Annotated in this window: 24 protein-coding genes; 15 read left to right on the top strand and 9 right to left on the bottom strand. The window is 39.5% G+C overall.

The window, feature by feature from the left end; all coding sequences use genetic code 11:
* Window positions 1–20 precede the first annotated feature (20 nt).
* Complete coding sequence (dinB, locus tag GKD17_RS03080; protein WP_008656253.1) at window positions 21–1,112, top strand: DNA polymerase IV; 1,092 nt, start codon at window positions 21–23, stop codon at window positions 1,110–1,112.
* Here the strand turns inward: dinB and GKD17_RS03075 are convergent.
* Together GKD17_RS03075 and GKD17_RS23135 are read right to left on the bottom strand one after the other, a co-directional pair.
* Window positions 1,096–1,704, bottom strand: coding sequence for an ADP-ribosylglycohydrolase family protein (locus tag GKD17_RS03075; protein ID WP_235778242.1), 609 nt, complete (start codon window positions 1,702–1,704; stop codon window positions 1,096–1,098). The genes dinB and GKD17_RS03075 overlap by 17 nt on opposite strands.
* A complete protein-coding gene (locus tag GKD17_RS23135) occupies window positions 1,680–1,880 on the bottom strand; it encodes a hypothetical protein (protein WP_007836334.1) in 201 nt (66 codons plus the stop codon). The genes GKD17_RS03075 and GKD17_RS23135 overlap by 25 nt, the downstream gene beginning before the upstream one ends.
* A 162-nt stretch (window positions 1,881–2,042) precedes the next feature.
* Between GKD17_RS23135 and gpmA the strand changes: the two genes are divergently transcribed.
* From gpmA to GKD17_RS03040, 7 genes are all read left to right on the top strand, one after another.
* Window positions 2,043–2,804, top strand: a complete 762-nt coding sequence (gene gpmA, locus GKD17_RS03070) for a 2,3-diphosphoglycerate-dependent phosphoglycerate mutase (RefSeq protein ID WP_032936424.1) — start codon at window positions 2,043–2,045, stop codon at window positions 2,802–2,804.
* 152 nt (window positions 2,805–2,956) lie between these two features.
* A complete protein-coding gene (locus tag GKD17_RS03065) occupies window positions 2,957–4,009 on the top strand; it encodes a class I fructose-bisphosphate aldolase (protein ID WP_007836337.1) in 1,053 nt (350 codons plus the stop codon).
* 157 nt (window positions 4,010–4,166) lie between these two features.
* Window positions 4,167–5,396 carry a 3-phosphoshikimate 1-carboxyvinyltransferase gene (locus GKD17_RS03060; protein ID WP_007836338.1) on the top strand — a complete coding sequence of 410 codons (1,230 nt, stop codon included), beginning with the start codon at window positions 4,167–4,169 and terminating at the stop codon, window positions 5,394–5,396.
* A 4-nt stretch (window positions 5,397–5,400) separates the two neighbouring features.
* Window positions 5,401–5,820, top strand: coding sequence for a hypothetical protein (locus GKD17_RS03055; RefSeq protein WP_007836339.1), 420 nt, complete (start codon window positions 5,401–5,403; stop codon window positions 5,818–5,820).
* A 60-nt stretch (window positions 5,821–5,880) separates the two neighbouring features.
* Window positions 5,881–6,732, top strand: coding sequence for a metal ABC transporter permease (locus GKD17_RS03050; RefSeq protein ID WP_007836340.1), 852 nt, complete (start codon window positions 5,881–5,883; stop codon window positions 6,730–6,732).
* Window positions 6,716–7,144: a tRNA (adenosine(37)-N6)-threonylcarbamoyltransferase complex ATPase subunit type 1 TsaE gene (gene tsaE / locus GKD17_RS03045; RefSeq protein WP_007836341.1), complete on the top strand. Its 429-nt coding sequence runs from the start codon at window positions 6,716–6,718 to the stop codon at window positions 7,142–7,144. Before GKD17_RS03050 ends, tsaE begins: the two co-directional genes overlap by 17 nt.
* 59 nt (window positions 7,145–7,203) lie before the next feature.
* Window positions 7,204–7,425 (top strand): immunity 17 family protein, encoded by a 222-nt coding sequence (locus GKD17_RS03040; RefSeq protein WP_007836342.1) that lies wholly within the window; start codon window positions 7,204–7,206, stop codon window positions 7,423–7,425.
* Between the two features lie 113 nt (window positions 7,426–7,538).
* Here the strand turns inward: GKD17_RS03040 and GKD17_RS03035 are convergent, their stop codons facing one another.
* The 4 genes from GKD17_RS03035 to dnaE form a co-directional block, all read right to left on the bottom strand.
* On the bottom strand, window positions 7,539–9,098 hold the full coding sequence (locus tag GKD17_RS03035) for a plasmid pRiA4b ORF-3 family protein (protein ID WP_007836344.1): 1,560 nt from the start codon (window positions 9,096–9,098) through the stop codon (window positions 7,539–7,541).
* Window positions 9,099–9,275: 177 nt separating this feature from the next.
* Entirely contained in the window at window positions 9,276–9,611 is a 336-nt protein-coding gene (locus tag GKD17_RS03030; RefSeq protein WP_007836345.1) for a hypothetical protein, read from the bottom strand.
* 34 nt (window positions 9,612–9,645) lie between these two features.
* Entirely contained in the window at window positions 9,646–9,960 is a 315-nt protein-coding gene (gene trxA / locus GKD17_RS03025; protein ID WP_005839896.1) for a thioredoxin, read from the bottom strand.
* Between the two features lie 41 nt (window positions 9,961–10,001).
* Complete coding sequence (dnaE, locus tag GKD17_RS03020; RefSeq protein ID WP_007836348.1) at window positions 10,002–13,799, bottom strand: DNA polymerase III subunit alpha; 3,798 nt, start codon at window positions 13,797–13,799, stop codon at window positions 10,002–10,004.
* 191 nt (window positions 13,800–13,990) lie between these two features.
* Here dnaE and GKD17_RS03015 point away from each other — a divergent pair, with 191 nt between their 5' ends.
* Genes GKD17_RS03015 through GKD17_RS03005 form a run of 3 tightly spaced genes read left to right on the top strand, consistent with a single transcriptional unit; the run spans window position 13,991 to window position 15,745 of the window.
* The gene (locus GKD17_RS03015; protein ID WP_007836349.1) at window positions 13,991–14,677 is read left to right on the top strand and encodes a phosphatidylserine decarboxylase family protein; all 687 of its coding nucleotides are present in this window, start codon (window positions 13,991–13,993) and stop codon (window positions 14,675–14,677) included.
* A gap of 11 nt (window positions 14,678–14,688) precedes the next feature.
* On the top strand, window positions 14,689–15,396 hold the full coding sequence (locus tag GKD17_RS03010; RefSeq protein WP_007840653.1) for a CDP-alcohol phosphatidyltransferase family protein: 708 nt from the start codon (window positions 14,689–14,691) through the stop codon (window positions 15,394–15,396).
* A gap of 52 nt (window positions 15,397–15,448) precedes the next feature.
* A complete protein-coding gene (locus GKD17_RS03005; RefSeq protein ID WP_007839287.1) occupies window positions 15,449–15,745 on the top strand; it encodes a DUF4834 family protein in 297 nt (98 codons plus the stop codon).
* Between the two features lie 3 nt (window positions 15,746–15,748).
* Here GKD17_RS03005 and GKD17_RS03000 read toward each other — a convergent pair whose 3' ends face one another.
* Entirely contained in the window at window positions 15,749–16,183 is a 435-nt protein-coding gene (locus tag GKD17_RS03000) for a nucleoside deaminase (protein ID WP_005839880.1), read from the bottom strand.
* A gap of 1 nt (window position 16,184) precedes the next feature.
* Entirely contained in the window at window positions 16,185–16,418 is a 234-nt protein-coding gene (locus GKD17_RS02995) for a hypothetical protein (RefSeq protein WP_008674910.1), read from the bottom strand.
* A gap of 75 nt (window positions 16,419–16,493) precedes the next feature.
* Between GKD17_RS02995 and GKD17_RS02990 the strand changes: the two genes are divergently transcribed.
* The 3 genes from GKD17_RS02990 to GKD17_RS02980 are packed head-to-tail and all read left to right on the top strand — an operon-like array spanning window position 16,494 to window position 17,984.
* Window positions 16,494–16,859, top strand: a complete 366-nt coding sequence (locus GKD17_RS02990; protein ID WP_007840652.1) for a YraN family protein — start codon at window positions 16,494–16,496, stop codon at window positions 16,857–16,859.
* Between the two features lie 17 nt (window positions 16,860–16,876).
* Window positions 16,877–17,233, top strand: a complete 357-nt coding sequence (locus GKD17_RS02985; protein WP_007836355.1) for an MmcQ/YjbR family DNA-binding protein — start codon at window positions 16,877–16,879, stop codon at window positions 17,231–17,233.
* Window positions 17,217–17,984, top strand: coding sequence for a biotin--[acetyl-CoA-carboxylase] ligase (locus GKD17_RS02980; RefSeq protein ID WP_007836357.1), 768 nt, complete (start codon window positions 17,217–17,219; stop codon window positions 17,982–17,984). The genes GKD17_RS02985 and GKD17_RS02980 overlap by 17 nt, the downstream gene beginning before the upstream one ends.
* Here GKD17_RS02980 and GKD17_RS02975 read toward each other — a convergent pair.
* Window positions 17,981–19,420, bottom strand: coding sequence for a S41 family peptidase (locus GKD17_RS02975; RefSeq protein WP_007856199.1), 1,440 nt, complete (start codon window positions 19,418–19,420; stop codon window positions 17,981–17,983). The two genes, GKD17_RS02980 and GKD17_RS02975, sit on opposite strands and share 4 nt — an antisense overlap.
* 156 nt (window positions 19,421–19,576) lie before the next feature.
* On the opposite strand from GKD17_RS02975, the gene GKD17_RS02970 reads away from it, so the two are divergent.
* Window positions 19,577–20,902: an MATE family efflux transporter gene (locus GKD17_RS02970; RefSeq protein WP_007836361.1), complete on the top strand. Its 1,326-nt coding sequence runs from the start codon at window positions 19,577–19,579 to the stop codon at window positions 20,900–20,902.
* Window positions 20,903–20,925: the final 23 nt, after the last annotated feature.

Genomic DNA, 20,925 nt, shown 5'->3' with positions numbered 1-20,925 from the left:
GCTCTACAAATTTCATGAAGATGTCCGAACGCAAAATAATACATATCGATATGGATGCATTCTACGCATCGGTAGAACAACGTGACAACCCCGAATTATGTGGAAAACCGCTTGCTGTGGGACACGCTGAAGAACGAGGTGTGGTAGCTGCTGCCAGTTACGAAGCCCGCCGTTACGGAGTACGTTCCGCCATGTCATCACAAAAAGCCAAAAGACTTTGCCCAGAACTGATTTTTGTTCCGGGGCGAATGAATGTATATAAAACTGTATCCCAGCAGATACATGATATTTTTCATACCTATACAGATATCATAGAGCCTCTGTCACTAGACGAAGCTTTTCTGGATGTAACTGAAAATAAAGCAGGCTTTTCACTTGCTATAGATATAGCCAAAGATATTAAAAAGCGTATTCGCAAAGAATTGGGATTGATAGCTTCAGCCGGGGTCTCTTATAACAAGTTTCTAGCCAAAATAGCATCGGATTACCGCAAACCCGACGGATTATGTACAATACATCCCAACCAAGCATTGGATTTCATCGCCCACCTTCCCATCGAATCTTTTTGGGGAGTAGGTCCGGTAACAGCCCAAAAAATGCACACATTAGGGATTCATAATGGTACCCAATTACAAGCCTGCACTTTAGAAATGCTTACCCGGCAGTTTGGTAAAGCAGGTAATCTGTATTACGATTTCGCACGAGGCATTGACCTCCGTCCTGTAGAACCCATAAGAATCCGTAAGTCCGTAGGATGCGAACATACATTGGAAAAAGACATTTCTCTTCATTCTTCCGCCATCATTGAACTATATCATGTAGTTACCGAATTGCTAGAAAGACTGAAACGCACTAATTTCAGCGGTAACACACTTACTTTAAAAATAAAGTTCCATGACTTTAGCCAAATAACCCGCAGCATCACTCAAAACAGTGAACTGACAAGTATGGATAAAATTCTTCCGTTAGCAAAAAAATTACTGAAAGAAATTGATTATGAAAGCCACCCCATCCGCCTTATCGGACTATCCATATCTAATCCAAAAGAAGAAAAAGAAGAAATAAAAAAACAATGGGAACAACTTTCATTGGAATTTAAAGAGTGGGATTAAGGTACTGGATAAATGAATCAATATAAGATTCCATTGTTTCAAACCCCTTCACTCCATTCTTTAATTCTAATCCATAATATATTCCCGCCAGCAAACCTGTCAATGCTCCTACCGCATCACTTGACTTACCTGAGTTTATAGCCGAAAATACGCACTCCTTATAACTATTTCCTGCCATAAACCAATTGACCACTGATTCCACCGTATCTACAACAAAGCTTCCATTACAAAGATTTTGCCTGTTAACCTCCACATCACATCTCTGCTCAGCCTGCTGTAATGCCTGTTCTTTATCTTCATATTCCAACAGGCAACGAATGAACTCAATAAAAAACCAAGTATACTTAAAGCTATAACGACTATTATGAGTGATCTTAATAAAAGAAAAAATCTCCTCTTTAGATAAAGGAGAAAAAGCCAAAACACAACACCCCATCAAACTGCGGTTGCCACTATTAGAATCCGAAGACACTCCCCTGAAATTTTTCATGATTGCTTTTTGGGTCACCTGATCAATATCAAACTCAATGTTTTCTCCTGTATACTTTCTATTGAAATACCAGTTTCTTAAATTCTGCTGATAAAGTTCCAAATTGCAACGACTGTCCAAAGCACATATAACATCGAGGTATTCCCTGAACATTTATCTCCCCGAAGATAAGATTTTGTCCATATAGGTTTAAATGTCCCTTTTCCTTTTCCCCTGTAAGGCATTCCCAACCAATCTCCTAATATAAATCCCGTTAGTCCTGTTTTAATTCTTTTCATGGCATGTGTTAATTACAAAGCACAAAAATAATAAAAAGAGAAACAAATCCTTGCCTTCCATTGTTAAATTCATAATTAATGGGTATTGATAAGTATGTATGCTACAACTAATTTTGTTGCCAACAGAAAATGTATTACCGGGTAATAAAGAAAGGAGAACAAATGAAAAGAATCGTATTACTCCGCCATGGAGAAAGTACTTGGAACAAAGACAACCGTTTTACAGGATGGACAGATGTAGATTTAACCGAAAAAGGTATCGCTGATGCCAACCAAGTAGGTACACTCTTAAAAGAAAAAGGATTTCATTTTGATAAAGCTTACACTTCTTTTTTAAAGCGTGCAGTCAAAACATTAAACTGTGTGCTAGATAAAATGGATCAAGATTGGATACCTGTAGAGAAAAGTTGGCGTCTAAACGAGAAACATTATGGCGTATTGCAAGGATTAAACAAAAGCGAAACAGCTTCTAAATATGGAGAAGAACAAGTATTGATATGGCGCCGTAGCTTTAACGTAGCCCCCAAAGCCCTATCGGAAGACGATCCGCGCAATCCGAAAACAGATACCCGTTATAAAGAAGTTCCTGACAAAGATCTTCCACGTACTGAATCTCTGAAAGAAACAGTAGAACGTATATTACCTTATTGGAAATGCATCATTTTCCCCAATCTAGCTACAGCAAACGAACTGCTGGTAGTGGCTCATGGAAACAGCCTCAGAGGAATTATTAAATATTTGAAACACATACCGGATGAGGAAATTGTAGGCCTTAATCTACCTACCGCTATTCCGTATGTGTTCGAGTTTGATGATGACCTGAATTTGAAGAAAGACTACTTTTTGGGAGATCCGGAAGAAATAAAAAAACTAATGGAAGCAGTAGCCGATCAAGGAAAGACCACCCCCGACGGCAGGAAATAATTTTCCTGCGCTGTCCGAAACCTCCATCACAGAATGGAGAATACATCAAAATAGTGTTTTCAATAATGCATTCAAGCGCAATCATACGCCTTTATACTAGAAAGAAAACATTATGGATAAAGAATTATTAATCAATAAAAGAAAAAAATAGTATGAGTAAAATAACAAATTTATTGGGTGACCAAGCAGCATTTTATTTAGAGCACACCTGTAGAACTATAGATAAATCATTAATCCATATCCCTTCTCCAAACATCATTGATGATACTTGGATATCATCAGACCGCAATATTCGTACCCTAAGCAGTCTTCAAGCCCTGTTAGGACACGGGCGACTTGCAAATACAGGGTATGTATCTATTCTTCCTGTAGATCAAGGCATAGAACATACAGCAGGAGCCTCATTTGCTCCCAATCCACTTTACTTTGATCCGGAAAATATTGTAAAACTCGCTATTGAGGGGGGCTGTAATGGCGTAGCCTCTACTTTCGGAGTATTAGGTTCCGTTGCTCGCAAATACGCCCACAAGATTCCTTTTATTGTCAAACTAAATCACAATGAATTATTGACTTATCCCAATTCTTACGACCAAGTGATGTTTGGCACTGTAAAAGAAGCCTGGAATATGGGGGCTGTAGCAGTAGGCGCCACTATCTATTTCGGTTCTGAACAGAGCCGCAGACAACTGGTTGAAATAGCGGAAGCTTTTGAATATGCCCACGAACTAGGCATGGCTACTATTTTATGGTGTTACTTACGTAATAATGCTTTTAAAAAAGACGGCGTAGATTATCATGCAGCAGCCGATTTGACCGGACAAGCCAATCATTTGGGAGTTACTATCAAAGCGGATATTGTAAAACAAAAATTACCGGTCAATAACGGTGGTTTTACAGCCATTAAATTTGGAAAGACAAATGATAAAGTTTATACCGATCTGACTTCAGAACATCCTATCGACCTCTGCCGCTATCAAGTAGCCAATGGATACATGGGACGTGTAGGATTAATCAACTCTGGAGGTGAATCTCATGGCAGTTCTGATCTAAAAGACGCGATAATAACAGCAATCGTTAATAAACGTGCCGGAGGCATGGGTCTCATAAGTGGACGTAAAGCCTTTCAAAAACCGATGAAAGACGGAATTGAATTGTTAAATACCATTCAAGATGTTTATTTGGATTCAAGCATCACTATAGCTTAACTTTCACTATATGTCCAAGCCGGGAACAAAACAGCCACCTTTCCATGTTCTCGGCTTTTTTATACTCTCGGCTTCCTTTTTTAAGTAGCAACCTTCAAGTATTAAGATAATATTCCTACCTTTGCAATCCGATACACATTATTATATTATATAAAGTATGATGCAAATAAAAGTAACGGCACCCGCTCAAATATATACAACGATCCAGCTCCCCTCTTCCAAGAGTATCAGCAACCGTGCATTGATTATCAACGCACTGGGAAATAGAACATTCCAACTTGAGAACCTATCTGACTGCGATGATACCCAAGTAATGATTCACGCCTTAAATGACGGCAAAAATACCATAGACATTATGGCAGCCGGAACAGCCATGCGCTTTCTTACCGCTTATTTGTCCGTCACTCCGGGAACACGGATCATCACTGGTACACAACGTATGCAACAACGTCCCATCCAGGTGTTGGTCAATGCTTTACGTGAGTTAGGAGCAGAAATAGAATACATAATCAATGACGGATATCCTCCTCTGCGTATCACCGGACACAAACTGCAGAAAGATACCATCAGCCTGCCGGGCAATATCAGTTCTCAATATATCTCAGCCCTATTGATGATTGCCCCTATACTAAGTAACGGGCTGGCCCTTACACTGACAGGAGAAATTATATCCCGCCCTTATATCAATCTTACCCTACAGTTGATGAATGACTTTGGAGCCAAAGCCAAATGGCTCAATGAATATCAACTAAAAGTTGAGCCACAACCCTACCAATCCATACCTTTCTACGTGGAAAGTGATTGGAGCGCAGCTTCATATTGGTATCAGATAGCCGCTCTTTCCAACAAAGCGGAAATCATTTTACCGGGATTATTCGAAACAAGCTATCAAGGGGACAGTAAAGTGGCTGAAATTTTCCAGTTACTAGGAATCGAAAGTATTTATGGAAATAAAATGGTAACATTGAAAAAGACCGATAAAATAGCCGAACGTCTGGATTATGATTTCATCAACCAACCAGATTTGGCACAAACATTTGTTGTCACTTGTGCGTTAATGAATATTCCCTTCCGCTTCTCAGGCTTACAAAGTTTGAAGATTAAAGAAACAGACCGTATAACAGCCTTGATAAAAGAAATGGGAAAGCTAGGATATATACTTCATGAAATAGACGATCGTATTCTGTCTTGGGAAGGTGAACGATGTGAAATGACCGCTGATGCCGCCATTGACACTTATGAGGACCACCGTATGGCTATGGCGTTCGCTCCGGTTTGTGTAGTGATGCCCGAAATCCGGATTAACAACCCACAGGTCGTTTCAAAATCCTATCCTTACTATTGGGAAGATTTAAAGAAAGCTGGTTTTATAATAGAGGAGATATAAAGTTATGCTCATACTTATTATTGGTCTGATTATTTTGGCAGGTATCGCCATGGCAGTGGGAGTTTTACACAACCGCCAGATACAAAAAAAGATAGAAAGCGGAGAATTGAAGACCGCTCCCGAAATAGTGGAAGCAGACGCTGAATGTTGTGGACAACATGAAATTTGTGAAAAAGAAAGCCTGCTTGCCGCTGTCAGCAAAAAAATAGAATATTATGATGATGAAGAACTGGACCGCTTTCGCGGCCGTCCCTCAAATGGTTATAATGAAGAAGAAGTGGAAGAATTTCGAGAAATCATGTACACTTGTAAAGAAGATGAGGTAGCCGGATGGAGCCGTAGCCTGCAATTACGTGGAGTAGAACTGCCAGACGAGTTGAAAGACGAACTTTTCCTGATTGTAGGTGAACGAAGATTCAAATAATCCGCCCTACATCAAACAAAGCCTCCATTTGAATAAAAACCACTGAAAAAAGAATACAGTATGGATATATTAGAACTTTTGCATTATACTTTCTTCCAACATGCCTTGCTAGGAAGCTTGTTTGCCAGCATTGCCTGTGGCATTATCGGCACATACATTGTGACGCGCCGTTTGGTATTTATCAGTGGAGGAATTACCCATGCCTCTTTTGGAGGTATCGGTCTAGGATTATACGCAGACATCTCTCCTCTATTATCTGCTGCAATCTTCTCCGTACTCTCTTCCTTTGGGGTAGAATGGTTAAGCAAACGGAAAGATATGCGCGAAGACTCTGCTATCGCTGTGTTTTGGACTTTTGGTATGGCAGTAGGTATTATATTTAGCTTTTTAGCTCCAGGATTCACTCCCGATTTATCCGCCTTTCTGTTCGGTAACATTCTGACCATTACGCCCACAGATATTTTGTTACTTGCCATTCTTTCCATACTGTTGATACTATTTTTCACTTTATTTCTAAATCCTATCATTTGCATCGCTTTCGACCGGGAATTCGCATGTTCTCAACGTATACCGGTAGCTTTATTTGAATATATTCTAATGATGTTCATTGCACTGACCATCGTATCATGTCTCCGCATGGTAGGTATAGTACTTGCCATTTCTCTGCTGACCTTACCACAAATGACCGCTAATTTGTTTACCCATAGTTTCAAGAAAATTATTTGGTGGTCTGTCATCATTGGTTATGCAGGTTGTTTAGGTGGACTGTTCATTTCTTATAAATTACAAGTTCCTTCGGGTGCAGCGATAATCTTTTTTTCAATCCTCATCTATACTTTTTGTAAAATGGGGAAAAGCATGTACCTTTACAAACAAAAGAAACTCAATCAAACCAATGAATATGGAAATTAAAATCAATTCTTTAAACTCTATCCACGAAGCTGCCAAACAATTCATCGCAGCCATGGGTGACAATACCGTTTTTGCTTTCTACGGAAAGATGGGGGCCGGTAAAACAACATTTATCAAAGCTGTATGCGAAGAGCTGGGGGTAACAGATGTCATTAACTCACCAACTTTTGCCATTGTCAATGAATACCGTTCGGATGAAACCGGCGAACTTATTTACCATTTTGATTTCTATCGTATCAAGAAACTGGACGAAGTATACGACATGGGATATGAGGATTATTTCTATAGCGGTGCCCTCTGCTTCATCGAATGGCCGGAACTGGTAGAAGAACTCTTGCCTGGCAATGCTGTAAAAGTCGAGATTGAAGAATCTGAAGATGGAAGCCGCATCATGCGCTTTGAAGCTGAATAAAAGAAAATATCCACTGTAGGGACGAACATAATCTGCCCTACAGCCAAATTCATTAAATTATGGGAATGCATTATCTGATCCAAGCCATATTCGTATTGGTAGGACTACTGTCTGTTCTGGCAGCCTTATTTAATTGGGAGTGGTTCTTTACCGCACACAACACACAGTTCATTGTCAGTAATGCAGGGCGCCAGCGTGCACGACTTCTCTATGCTATATTAGGGCTATTAATGATAGCTACAGGAATCTATTTCTTTTTGAATGTACAAGGCATCGTATAAACACATAGTAAACAAAATCTGTGAATATTAAATTTCCCTATCCACCAGACATAAAACACTTTTTTCAGGAAAGAGCGGGATTTTCACCCGCCCTGTTATAACCAAATTCCAAATCAATCTATAATTTCAGCCAACAGCCCTCTAGTTTCATCAAGATCAAATTCTGTAGGATCAAAATTATACCCCAACCATTCTTTATATTCACGCGCAGCTTTGGAGCGAGGTTTTTCTAAAGCTTTCAGCATTTCCCTATACCCCCATATGCCATTACAATCTTCCGGCGGACAAGCATTTTCACCATCCAACAAGGCAATAACCGGAATTTCCTCTTTCTTATAAGACTGACAGGATTCTAATATAATTTCATGTATCCAACTATCCCCGAAATCATATTCATACTTAATCTTTGATCCCTTGCGACTTAATAATTCACCTAAAGAAAGCATACCGGAATCAAACTGTTTGAGTGCACCTTCAAAAAAACAATCACCTGTCCGATCTTTGGGAGGAAGATAATAAGTGTCCCCCTTAATAAAACGATGCAAATGATAACCATCCCATCCCATTGCCACTTCTACCACCTCAGAAAATCTTTCCAAGCAAATATTCGAAGGGACCTCCAATATGCGCCATACTAACGGTTCAGAATCTTTCAACTCTATTTTTATTCTAAGTTTTTTAGCAGGCTGATCTTCTATGTAAAGCGGATCATCGTAAATTTCCTCATCCTCGTCCTCATCAGTAGCAGCCTCAAAAACTTCAGCTAAATAATCTTCTACCCGCTCCATTTCCAACCCATGCATTTCCGCATAAGGCATTTTTTTCTTTAGTTCATTAATACTTGGAATGCCATAAGGTTTAATATGATAAGTCCGATAAATCTTTTGCAAAATAGGTAAAGTTTCTACCCCTCGAATATCCATCATGCAAGCTGTAACATGATCAAGCAGCAAAGTGGAACAAATATCATTCTTCTGATCTTTCAGTATATCAAAATAATAACCCAACAAATTACCAAACCAATCCATCACTTCCTCTCTTCTGGCAGGATGAGTTATCACAATATGAGCAACCGCTTCAATCACTCTATATTTAGACATAGGAAGCAATCCAGGCTCTTTCATAAAGTCCATCAAAACATCTAATTGATTCTGTCCCAATTGATAGGTTATAGCAGACAACATTGTTTCATACAAATAACCGAAATAAAAATCATAGAAATCCAAGTCTTGCCGCAATACTTCCAAAACAATATCCAAACAACGTTCCATACGAAAATGCTCCATCATTCCTAATGCATACCACATTCTATATGAATAACATTTTTCGGGCATTTTCCGATATACGACAAAGATGTTAAAAATAAAATTACGGAGATCTCGTTCCAATGTTTCTTGTGGAATAACAGCACAAGAAGAGTAGATTTCAGCCGGTGACAGACTACTCATATCATCCATCGTCCACAAAGGCATCAAATAAGATGCGACTGGCTGTGCAATCAATCTATAATCGGGACACTGATGATGATAATAAATATGAGACAGTTCTTCATCTACCTGATTGGCTCCATCATTAAACAATTCAAATGCAATTTCTTGTTCTTCCGGAGTCAATAAAGACATGATATCCTCCAAAAAACCAGGTAGGAATTGGGAATTTTTCTTTTTAGCCATTAAGCAATGTTTTTATAGTTAAAATGAGCATGAGCGTTTTTACAAAGGTACTCTATTATTTTCTTTTACAAAAGAAATAAGAGAGCTAATAGTAGATATTACCTTGTTTTCAAATATAAAAAATGCGTATCCCTAGCTGGAGATACGCATCTTTTATTTTATTATGAGACTATCTTCTTAATCTACCTGTCCCAATGAATTCCCATATTCCATTTCCCCCTGGACTACAAAGAATACATCATTGGGGTCATAAGGCCCCATTCCGTCTTTCTTGGCTTCCTTGACTATGTAATTCACAATTTCATCTTGATCAATATTAATGTATCCCTCTTCATCAGGTTGTACATCAAGGCATCCGCTGGAGGTATAGTAATCCACAATCACATCAAGGATATAATACAAATCATCCTCCGTGAATTTATCTTTCAAATCCTGAGGCAGATAATTTTTGATAAACTCTATCGTTTTTTGATCATCCTCATCTTCCAATAAGAAATCGTCTTCCATTCCCATAGTCGTATATATTAAAGGGTGAATATTCTTTTTATTACAGTAAAGCTTTAATTTTTTCTTCCAGCTGGGCCTTGGTCACTGCACCTACAGTCTTATCTTTCACTTCACCATCCTTGATAAAAAGAACGGTAGGAATGTTACGTACACCAAATTTACCGGTCAGTTCGTCGTTATCATCCACGTCGCACTTTCCAATTATTACCTGATCCTTATATTCTTCTGCCAAAGCTTCAACATCTGGAGCTATTTTTTTACAAGGACCACACCATGTTGCCCAAAAGTCCACTACTACAGGCTTGCCCGATGCCAGCAATTCTTCAAAATTGCTATCTTTAATTTCTAGTGCCATAATTATTATACTTAGTTATTTAAAATGTTAGCGCAAATATACTAATTAATTTTGTAAGAGAGCTGTGGTTGGCTCTTTAAATAAGTCATGATCTCTTTTTGAACCGAAATCTTCATAGTACGTGACATCAGATTGACATACATTTGTCCATCCTCATCCATTACATGAAAATAAAGCTCTGCATTACCGGGATTTGCCTTGATTAAGGCTGAAAACTCCGTTATCAGCTCTTCATCCAATGCAGACAAAGGAGCTGAAACTGTAAGTTTCTCAATAATCTTTTCCTTTACTTCTGGTAATAATTCAATAGTACTTATCTTCACCTCCCATTCTTCCTGCCGCCATTGTTTTGGCTGACATTTCCCTCGCATAAATAAAAACATACCAGTCATAAAAAAGTTCTTCTTCTCTACCCATTCATTACCGAAGAAAGCAAATTCCGCTGAGCCCGAATAATCTTCCACTTTAGCAATACCGTATGGTTTTCCCGTCTTGGTATATCCCTCACGCACTGCACTCACAATCCCCCCCATGGTTAAGTCTCTGTTCTGCAAAGGGGTTAAATCGGCAAGTTCCGCCATGTGGACATTACATACATTCTCTAATATAACAGCATACTCATCCAACGGATGGGCAGAAAGATAGATACCTACCAAATCACGTTCTTTATTCAAACGTTCCAAATCCCCCCATGCAGGAGACGGAATGATTTCGGGAGTAGCAATATCCACTTGATTCTCACCTCCAAACAAAGAATTTGCAGCTGCGGCTTTATCCATCTGATACTTATTTCCATAACGTACCAAAACTTCGGTAAAGGTTTCATCCTTAGCGTTCTTTACAAAGAAGTCTTCACGCTTTATTCCCGTGAAACTATCAAAAGCACCTGCCAAAGCCAAGTTTTCTATATTCTTACGATTACAAGCCGAAAGATTTACACGCTGTACAAAATCGAAAATATCTTTATATTCTCCATTTCTCTCACGTTCTTCAAGGATAGACTGCACAGCACTTTCCCCCACTCCCTTAATGGCTCCCAGCCCAAAACGGATATCCCCTTTACGGTTCACAGAAAACTTCAGATAACTTTCATTCACATCGGGTCCCTTGGTCATGATGCCAGTCGCCTTACTCTCATCCATCAATTTAGTAATTTCCGTGATATTCGAAATATTCCGGCTCATCGTAGCTGCCATATATTCCGCGGGATAGTTTGCTTTCAGAAAAGCAGTCTGATAAGCCACCCATGAATAACAAGTAGCATGAGATTTATTGAATGCATAAGAAGCAAACTTTTCCCAGTCCGTCCAAATCTTCTCAAGTACTTTGGGATCATGACCGTTCTTTCGTCCGCCTTCAATAAACTTAGGCTTCATATGGTCTAGTTTATCTCTTAGTTTTTTACCCATTGCTTTACGCAAGGCATCGGATTCGCCACGAGTGAAATCCGCCAACAAACGTGATAAAAGCATGACCTGCTCCTGATATACCGTAATACCATATGTATCTTTCAAATATTTCTCCATAATAGGAATATCATACTCAATAGGCTTACGGCCATGCTTACGGTCGATAAAGTCCGGAATATAATCCATAGGCCCCGGACGATAAAGAGCATTCATCGCAATCAAATCCTCAAAAGTACTAGGTTCCAATTCCCGCAAATATTTCTGCATACCGGCAGATTCGAACTGGAATGTACCAATCGTCCGTCCTTCACTATAAAGAGCATAAGTAGGAGGATCCGAAATGTCAACCTCGTCAATGTCCAAGATAATCCCCTTACTATGCTTAATATTTTCAATCGCCTCTTTGATAATAGAAAGAGTCTTCAGACCCAAAAAGTCCATCTTGATCAATCCAGTATCTTCAATAACTGAACCTTCATACTGAGTCACCAGCATTTTTTCACCGGTTTCCTTATCATCTGCCGTACTTACAGGCACCCAGTCCGTTATATCATCTCGACATATAATAGTACCGCACGCATGCACACCTGTATTACGGACATTCCCCTCCAACATCTTTGCATACTTTATCGTATCACGCAAAATAGGATCAGGTGAGACTTCCGCTGCCTGTAGTTCAGGAACATAAGCTATGGCATTAGTCAAATTCATTTTTTTATCAGGAATCTTATCCGGAACCAGCTTACACAAACGGTCAGACTCCGATAAAGGTAATTTCTGTACACGGGCTACATCCTTGATCGCTAGCTTGGTTGCCATCGTACCATATGTAATGATATGCGCCACCTTTTCCTGACCATATTTTTCAGTTACCCAATTCAGTACTCGTCCACGACCATCATCATCAAAATCCACATCAATATCAGGCAAAGAAATACGGTCGGGATTCAGGAAACGTTCGAACAGCAAATCGTATGCAATAGGGTCTATTTTAGTGATACCCAAACAATATGCTACGGCAGAACCTGCCGCCGATCCACGTCCCGGCCCTACAGACACGTCCAATTCTTCACGCGCGGCACGAATAAAATCCTGCACAATCAAGAAGTAACCCGGAAAACCCATCGTCTTCATAATATGAAGTTCGAATTTGATCCGTTCCTGCACTTCCTCATTCAAGACTTCTCCATAACGCTTGTGCGCACCTTCCAACGCTAATTTCTTCAGATAATCAGCTTCCAGTTTAATACGATAGAGTTTGTCATAACCACCCAGTTTCTCTATTTTGGCTTTGGCGGCCTCCTCACTCATTACCACGTTACCGTTTTCATCTTGAGTGAACTCATCAAACAAGTCCTTTTCTGTATATTTCTTCCGATACCCCTCTTCTGTCCCAAAATCTTCAGGAATAGCAAAAGTAGGCATAATCGGTGCATGATCTATACTATAAAATTCCACCTGATCACAAATATCCACCGTATTTGAAAGAGCCTCGGGGACATCAGCGAAAACTTCATTCATCTCGGCACGTGTCTTCATCCACTCTTGCTTTGAATAGAGCATACGGTTAGGATCATCCAAATCCTTACCCGTACTCAGACAGATCAGCCTGTCGTGTGCTTCAGCATTCTCTTCATCTACAAAGTGAACGTCATTAGTACAAACCAGCTTGACATTGAATTTTCTAGAATACTCTATCAACTTTTCGTTAGCAATTTGCTGCAATTTATAAGCTTCATGATTCGCACGAGGAACCGTCGCTTTATGACGTTGCAATTCCAAATAGAAATCATCTCCGAATACACGTTTATACCATTGGATAGCCTCCTCTGCCTCTTCATATTTTCCAGCTATTATATTTCTAGGCACTTCTCCGGCAATACACGCTGTACAAACAATCAGCCCTTCATGGTATTTTTCCAATTCCACACGATCAGTACGCGGACGCATATAGAACCCTTCCGTCCATGCCTTTGACACTAATTTTATGAGGTTGTGGTATCCTTTTTCATTTTTAGCAAGCACTACCAAGTGATAACCACTTTGATCGGGTTTTCCTTCTTTGTTAAATAAACGACGGCGTGCCACATACATCTCACAACCGAAAATCGGTTTAAACAATTTCCTCTTTGCCGCCTCCAACTTCTCCTTGCACGCCACAAGTTCCGCCTCGGGATTATCACATTCCACCGTACCTTTTTCCAGTCCGGCTATTCTTTTCTTCAAATCCTTTATCTCACCGTTAGTACTGCTATTCTTCTTATTCACATAATTGAAGAATTCCTTGATACCGAACATATCACCATGGTCTGTTACGGCTATACCTTTCATTCCATCAGCCATAGCCTTGTCTACCAAACGTGGAATAGACGCCTGGCCATCAAGGATGGAATACTGGGTATGGACATGTAAATGGACAAAATCCTGCATAATCGTTACTCTCCTAAAAAATTGTCTAAAGATACTCCGCTTTCATAAAACCTGCAAAAAGATAAAGAAGAAGTTATCAACATTCGCTTTTTTTATCTTAAATGAAGTCGAAATAGGCATTTCTAACAACTTTTATTTGCAGGGTTTTCAAAATAAGTTTATTTTTGCACGATAATTGGTTTTATACAATCATGAACCGACTGAAGAAATTAAAGAAAATAAGACTACATAGAGAAGGAACAAGCATCTTAATTGTCAGTGCCAGCCTATTAATTGGTATCAATGCCCTGTTGTTTTGGGGAATTGAGTGCAAAATTCCATTCTATATATTTGCCGCCGCAAGTATCGTTGTTTACCTGTTAATGGTTAACTTTTTCCGTTGTCCCATTCGATTATTCGAGCACGACACCGAAAAAATCGTAGTAGCCCCGGCAGACGGAAGGATAGTAGTTATAGAAGAAGTAGACGAACATGAATATTTTCATGACCGCCGGTTAATGATTTCTATTTTTATGAGCATTGTCAATGTACATGCCAATTGGTATCCCGTAGACGGAGTAGTGAAACATGTAGACCATCATAACGGTAAATTTATGAAAGCATGGCTGCCTAAGGCCAGTACGGAAAATGAACGTTCTATGGTCGTTATTGAAACTCCCGAAGGACATACCGTCATGGCGCGCCAAATAGCAGGAGCAATAGCCCGTCGAATCGTGACCTATGCCGAAGTAGGAGAAGATTGCTACATTGATGAACACATGGGTTTTATTAAATTCGGTTCGCGTGTAGATGTTTATCTTCCCCTAGGAACCGAAGTCTGTGTCAAGATGGGACAAGCGACTGTAGGTAACGAAACCGTCATTGCTAAACTAAAATAAAAAAATCACCAATGGCAAACTGTATCACACGCCACATTCCTAACGCAGTAACTTGCTGTAATCTATTCTCCGGTTGTATTGCCAGTGTCATGGCATTTAATGAAGACTATACCTTGGCCATCTCTTTTATTATACTAGGTGCTGTATTTGATTTCTTTGATGGCATGTTGGCACGTTTGTTCAAAGTATCAGGTCCTTTAGGAAAAGAATTAGACTCGTTGGCCGATGACATCACTTTTGGATTCGCTCCTTCCGCCATTGTCTTTTCCTTATTTAAAGAGGTACACTATCCTGATTTTCTATTGCCTGTTGCCGATTATATGCCTTATACCGCATTCCTTATTTCCGTATTTTCAGCTTTGCGTTTAGGCAAGTTCAATATAGACCCACGTCAGAGCAGTAGTTTTATTGGTATGCCCACTCCGGCTAATGCTTTATTTTGGGGATCATTGACTGTAGGAGCACATTCTTTCCTTATATCCGATTCTTTTAATGCGGCATATCTTTTCATTTTGGTAGTTATTATGTCATTATTGCTGGTGGCAGAAATCCCAATGTTCTCATTAAAATTCAAGAGTCTTGCCTGGAAACAGAACAAAGTCAGCTATATTTTCCTCATTGTATGCATCCCCCTGTTGATTTTTTTTAAAATCAGCAGTTTTGCAGCTATCATCCTGTGGTATATCATTCTATCTCTTTTAACTAAAAAAAGAGCGTAAACAATAAACGTGGCACGCTTGTTGTACGTGATATATAAAAAAAGAAATTACTATGTTTGGATTTTTAGGCTTTCTACTTATTATTTTTCTGCTGATTGTTTTTATCGGCTTCACTATATTAGGTAACATTTTGCGTGTATTGTTCGGGATCGGCAAACGTCCCCCCTATCAAAATCGAACTTCCACCCACCAGAAACAAAATACATATACTCAGAATCAAGCGAATGACGAGAATGAGAATTTTGCAGAATCCTCTTCTTCAAATAGACGTTCTCATTCGTCGGGAAACAGAAAAAAAATCTTTGATGAGGATGAGGGAGAGTATGTAGATTATGAAGAGGTGAAATAAGAATCATCGTTTTTTCTTAAAGAAATCTTTCATCAATCGGGCACATTCATCGGCAAGTATTCCTTTCACCACGATCGTCTTTGGGTGCAAGGCATCGGGAGCATATTTTTGATATCCCCTCTTTGGATCTTCAGCACCAAAGACAAGTTTTCCTGTCTGTGCCCAAGCTATAGCACCGGCACACATCACACACGGTTCCACTGTGACATACAAAGTACATTCATTCAGGTATTTTCCCCCCAATGTATTAGCCGCAGCAGTAACAGCCTGCATTTCGGCATGAGCTGTAACATCATTCAATGTTTCTGTCAGATTATGGCCACGGCCAATGATGCGGTCACGACAGACTACCACCGCCCCCACCGGAACTTCTCCCTGTTCAGCTGCTTTTACAGCCTCCATCAAGGCTTGTTTCATATAATAGGTATCATCTGCCATCTTATCTTCTCATATCATGTTCATTAAACAACGTAGGATAATCCTCTTCCATCTTCTGATGGATAAAAGTCAATACTGTTTCGCGTAACCAACGCGCCTTATTGGTTATCTTATATTTTTTAAGATAACAATCCACAATCCGTACCTCCTCTTCACTCATCAGACATACCATACGCTGCTTGCGTTTAGGGGTTGATGCCGGTACTTTTACCCTCTTTTTTACGTTGTTTGCCATATTCTCTGCAAAATTAGCTTTACTTCTGTAAATACAAAGCATAAAAAAGAGTATTTTTGTGCAAAAAGAAACAGAATGGCAGAACACAACGAATTTGGCAAGGAGGGAGAAGAAGAGGCCGCTGCATATCTCATAGATAAAGGATATTCCATCCGCCACCGGAATTGGCATTGCGGGAAAAAAGAACTGGATATTGTCGCCGAATATCGAAACGAACTAATTGTTATAGAGGTAAAGACCCGCAAGAATACTAGATTCGGTAATCCGGAAGATGCAGTAACAGATAAGAAAATTCGCAGAATCATAGCTTCAACTGATGCATACTTGCGCAAGTTCTCAGTAGATTTACCTGTACGTTTTGATATCATCACCTTAGTGGGCGAAAAGGCTCCTTTCACTATAGAGCATATTGAAGAAGCCTTTTATCCTCCGATTTGGTAGAAATATATACATTATATATGGACATAGAAACAATACGCGATTACTGTATCAGAAAGAAAGGAACAACAGAAGAATTTCCTTTTGATAATGTCACCTTAGTATTCAAAGTCATGGGGAAAATGTATGCCTGCATCGGATTGGACAACCCGGAATGGCTATCTTTAAAATGTAAACCCGAATATGCCTTGGAATTAAGAGAACATCATTCCGGCATTGAAGGAGCCTATCACTTCAATAAGAAATATTGGAACCAAGTATCATTACAAGGTGACATTGACGACAAACTGATTTTATTACTGATAGACCACTCATACGAAGAGGTTATCAAAAAATTCACCCGTAAACTTAAAAAAGAATATGATGAAATCCCCTAACTGGTTAAGCAAAATCTTAAAAGAAGAAACTGTAACCTCTACAAACGACCGACTTGCAGAACTTTGTCAGGAAAAAGAAATCAAGGAATTCACCACGCTTATGGCAGAATATCAAACCGCCGGAAAAGGGCAGCGTGGGAATTCATGGGAATCAGAATATGGCAAGAATCTGACATTCAGCACTGTATTTTATCCCCAAACAATCGCCCCCGCCAGTCAGTTCATTTTATCTATGGCGGTAGCTTCTGCCATTCGTACCGCATTGGCCCATTACGTCCATGCAGATTGCCTGCAAATAAAATGGCCCAATGATATCTATTGGAAAGACAAAAAAATAGTCGGCATATTGATTGAAAATGATTTAACAGGAAGCCAAATTTCACAAAGCATTGTTGGAATAGGAATCAATATTAACCAGGAAGAATTTCATTCATCCGCCCCCAACCCTGTTTCATTAAGACAAATTACTCAAAAGGAAACAGACAGAATGGAAGTTTTAAACAGCGTATTGGAACATATCATAAACCTCTATTCCCGGATAGAAAACAGAGAAACTGATATCATCACCAAAATTCAGGAATACTACCTGAAAGCACAATATCGCAAGGAAGGTTATCACCCCTATTGCGATGCAAAAGGAGAGTTTACTGCCAAACTGATCCGTGTGGAACCCGACGGACATTTGATTCTGAAAGATAAAAACGGTTCTCTTAGAAAATATACCTTCAAAGAAGTTAAATATATCCTTTAGTTGTCCTTCCCTTCAGGAACCATCAACATTCCTCCAGTGGCATGACGTTCTGTCGATTGATACACAGATTCCCCCCTCATAATCGATTTAGATAACGTATTCATGCCTCTGGCTGATCGTTTTACTCCTGTAATCAAGGAGATGGCTTTACCCAGCATGAATTCATCCGGATCACCCAATGGTAATAAAGCGTCCGTCGGATTTTGAGTCAAATCATACTCGTTCCATTCTATATCCGGTTTAAAACCGGCACTGTAGTCATAATTCACCGCATTAGTCACTCTCAATGTAATAGGCCAATACATCCATTCATATTTATCATTTTTCTGCATCTCCATTCCTACATTTTTTCCTTCTGTCAATTCGCCAATAAGGATAACATCCATAAATGGGTTGAGGCTGTTAATAACGACTTCCGAAGAAGAAGCCGTACTTTGGCTTGTCAATATATAAATTCGATTGGAATTAAGTTTCAAGTAACCTGCCGTTCCTTTCGTCTCCACACAAAAATCATTAGAATAGGATTGTCCTTTATTGTCAGAGAAAACAGCAAATACTTTTTTTCGAGAAGCTTCTGGTATGAGGAGTCCTGCAAGCATATTAGCAGAATTCTCATATCCACCTCCATTATATCGCAAGTCCAACACAAATTCGTTCACACCTTGTGCCTGAAATCCGGCAAATATCTTCTTCATTTCCTCATCATAGGTACGATCCGAATACCCATTCGGTCCGGGAGTAAAATGATTATAAACCAAATACCCTATCTTTTTATCTCCCCGAGTATATACATTGTGATAGAATAAGGGATTGTCCTCCACGGCCCGGGAAGCTTCTATATCAATAGTTCTGACCTCTGTATCGCCACGTTTGACGAGCCATTGAGTCCTATCCCCATTTAATAAGATTCCATAATTATCGGAATTAATATTATTTTTCCCTTTAACACCCACGATCCAATCCCCTCTTTCCAAACCTGCACTTGATGCCGGACTATTAGGAAGAACATACAGGATACGGGCATAATAATATCCTAAAGGTTGATTACTATCGTTTACAACATTAAATAAAGTAAACTCCATACCATAAGTATCATCCGCATCAATGCTGGTACGTGCTTTATAATCTTTATTCTTCTCCATATAAGAATAATAATAAAGATGCTTTCCGTTTCTCGTCTTTCCATCTTTCAAACTGAGCATAGAGCTAAAAAATGTTTGGGGATCAGCAGAGAAATCCAATTTATCTTGAGCAGGAATGTCGTTATTCCACAAATAATCACTGCGCATGACACTCTCTATCCACTCATTGACTTCCAACTCCGTGTTGCCATTTCCCGGTTCATTTCCTTTAGCCGGAGTATCATCCGAACATGACATACCTAACAGACATAACAATAAGCCCAACCAAATATGGATTTGAAAATTCTCTTTCATAATTCTCCTGTTTTGATCATTTTAATAACCGCAAATATATCTATAATCCAATGATATATCATCTTAAACAACAACAAATTTCAGTTCAAATTTAAATTTTCATTGGTTATTTATGAGAAAGAGAGTACCTTTGTATCCATCTATCAATCTACACTCATGATTCAACTTAATAACGGAAACAAAAAAATACTTCAAATTGCCATCCCTTCTATCGTTTCAAACATTACAGTTCCTCTGTTGGGTTTGATTGATGTTACTATTGTAGGTCATTTGGGCTCTGCCGCCTACATCGGAGCAATAGCTGTAGGCGGAATGCTTTTCAACATCATCTACTGGATTTTCGGTTTTCTGCGTATGGGAACCAGCGGCATGACTTCACAAGCATACGGCAGGCACGACCTGAATGAAGTCACCCGGTTACTACTCCGTTCCGTCGGAGTAGGATTATTCATTGCATTTACTTTGCTAGCCTTGCAATATCCTATAGAAAGAATTGCATTCACCTTTATCCAAACGACTGAAGAAGTAGAACATCTGGCCGGTCTCTATTTCCGTATCTGTATTTGGGGAGCACCGGCTGTATTAGGGCTTTACAGTTTTGCCGGCTGGTATATCGGTATGCAAAATTCCCGTTTCCCCATGTATATAGCCATCACACAAAATATAGTGAACATTGCGGTCAGTCTTCTTCTAGTATATGGATTAGGAATGAAAATAGAAGGTGTCGCTATCGGAACATTAACTGCACAATATGCCGGGCTAGTCATGGCATATTTGTTGTGGTTACGCTACTACAGCACCCTGCGGAAACGCATAGAATGGCATTCCTTCTTTGACAAACAGGCCATGTACCGTTTCTTCCAAGTAAACAGGGATATCTTTTTCCGTACCATCTGCCTGGTGGCGGTTACTGTCTTTTTCACCTCGGCAGGTGCGGCACAAGGAGAAGTGGTGTTGGCGGTCAATACATTACTTATGCAATTATTCACTTTATTCTCCTACATTATGGACGGCTTCGCATACGCCGGAGAAGCATTGACAGGAAGATATATCGGAGCCAATAATCAGAAAGCACTCCACACGACGGTTCGCCAACTATTCGGCTGGGGACTAGGATTATCACTTAGTTTCACCTTATTATATAGTATAGGAGGACAATCCTTTCTCGGATTACTGACTAACGAAACAACTGTCATTCATGCTTCCGAAAGTTATTTTTATTGGGTACTTGCCATTCCTTTGGCAGGCTTCTCTGCTTTTTTGTTCGATGGAATATTCATCGGTGCGACGGCCACCCATCTGATGCTGAAAGCCATGATAGCAGCTTCTGTCAGTTTCTTTCTTATTTACTACGGTTTCCGGGGAGCAATGGGCAATCACGCTTTATGGATGGCATTCATTACCTATCTTCTACTTCGCGGAGTAATGCAAGGAGTTATGGGAAGAAATATTTTAGGATATAAAACAAGTAAAAAAGATTAATATTTTTATCTTTGCAAAAAACT

Source organism: Phocaeicola dorei, assembly GCF_013009555.1.
Taxonomy (GTDB): domain Bacteria; phylum Bacteroidota; class Bacteroidia; order Bacteroidales; family Bacteroidaceae; genus Phocaeicola; species Phocaeicola dorei.
Note: the sequence above shows the minus strand (reverse complement) of the source record. Positions and strands in the feature narration are given on the sequence as shown.

Excerpts from the sequence above, each read along its gene's own strand:
- dnaE (WP_007836348.1), bottom strand. The coding sequence starts at position 13,799 with ATGCAGGATTTTGTCCATTTACATGTCCATACCCAGTATTCCATCCTT.
- GKD17_RS03065 (WP_007836337.1), top strand. The coding sequence starts at position 2,957 with ATGAGTAAAATAACAAATTTATTGGGTGACCAAGCAGCATTTTATTTA.
- GKD17_RS03055 (WP_007836339.1), top strand. The coding sequence starts at position 5,401 with ATGCTCATACTTATTATTGGTCTGATTATTTTGGCAGGTATCGCCATG.
- GKD17_RS02985 (WP_007836355.1), top strand. The coding sequence starts at position 16,877 with ATGGACATAGAAACAATACGCGATTACTGTATCAGAAAGAAAGGAACA.
- tsaE (WP_007836341.1), top strand. The coding sequence starts at position 6,716 with ATGAATATGGAAATTAAAATCAATTCTTTAAACTCTATCCACGAAGCT.
- GKD17_RS03060 (WP_007836338.1), top strand. The coding sequence starts at position 4,167 with ATGATGCAAATAAAAGTAACGGCACCCGCTCAAATATATACAACGATC.
- GKD17_RS23135 (WP_007836334.1), bottom strand. The coding sequence starts at position 1,880 with ATGAAAAGAATTAAAACAGGACTAACGGGATTTATATTAGGAGATTGG.
- GKD17_RS03030 (WP_007836345.1), bottom strand. The coding sequence starts at position 9,611 with ATGGGAATGGAAGACGATTTCTTATTGGAAGATGAGGATGATCAAAAA.
- dinB (WP_008656253.1), top strand. The coding sequence starts at position 21 with ATGTCCGAACGCAAAATAATACATATCGATATGGATGCATTCTACGCA.
- GKD17_RS02980 (WP_007836357.1), top strand. The coding sequence starts at position 17,217 with ATGATGAAATCCCCTAACTGGTTAAGCAAAATCTTAAAAGAAGAAACT.
- GKD17_RS03015 (WP_007836349.1), top strand. The coding sequence starts at position 13,991 with ATGAACCGACTGAAGAAATTAAAGAAAATAAGACTACATAGAGAAGGA.
- gpmA (WP_032936424.1), top strand. The coding sequence starts at position 2,043 with ATGAAAAGAATCGTATTACTCCGCCATGGAGAAAGTACTTGGAACAAA.
- GKD17_RS02970 (WP_007836361.1), top strand. The coding sequence starts at position 19,577 with ATGATTCAACTTAATAACGGAAACAAAAAAATACTTCAAATTGCCATC.
- GKD17_RS03050 (WP_007836340.1), top strand. The coding sequence starts at position 5,881 with ATGGATATATTAGAACTTTTGCATTATACTTTCTTCCAACATGCCTTG.
- GKD17_RS02990 (WP_007840652.1), top strand. The coding sequence starts at position 16,494 with ATGGCAGAACACAACGAATTTGGCAAGGAGGGAGAAGAAGAGGCCGCT.
- GKD17_RS03000 (WP_005839880.1), bottom strand. The coding sequence starts at position 16,183 with ATGGCAGATGATACCTATTATATGAAACAAGCCTTGATGGAGGCTGTA.
- GKD17_RS03005 (WP_007839287.1), top strand. The coding sequence starts at position 15,449 with ATGTTTGGATTTTTAGGCTTTCTACTTATTATTTTTCTGCTGATTGTT.
- GKD17_RS03040 (WP_007836342.1), top strand. The coding sequence starts at position 7,204 with ATGGGAATGCATTATCTGATCCAAGCCATATTCGTATTGGTAGGACTA.
- GKD17_RS03035 (WP_007836344.1), bottom strand. The coding sequence starts at position 9,098 with ATGGCTAAAAAGAAAAATTCCCAATTCCTACCTGGTTTTTTGGAGGAT.
- GKD17_RS03010 (WP_007840653.1), top strand. The coding sequence starts at position 14,689 with ATGGCAAACTGTATCACACGCCACATTCCTAACGCAGTAACTTGCTGT.
- trxA (WP_005839896.1), bottom strand. The coding sequence starts at position 9,960 with ATGGCACTAGAAATTAAAGATAGCAATTTTGAAGAATTGCTGGCATCG.
- GKD17_RS02975 (WP_007856199.1), bottom strand. The coding sequence starts at position 19,420 with ATGAAAGAGAATTTTCAAATCCATATTTGGTTGGGCTTATTGTTATGT.
- GKD17_RS02995 (WP_008674910.1), bottom strand. The coding sequence starts at position 16,418 with ATGGCAAACAACGTAAAAAAGAGGGTAAAAGTACCGGCATCAACCCCT.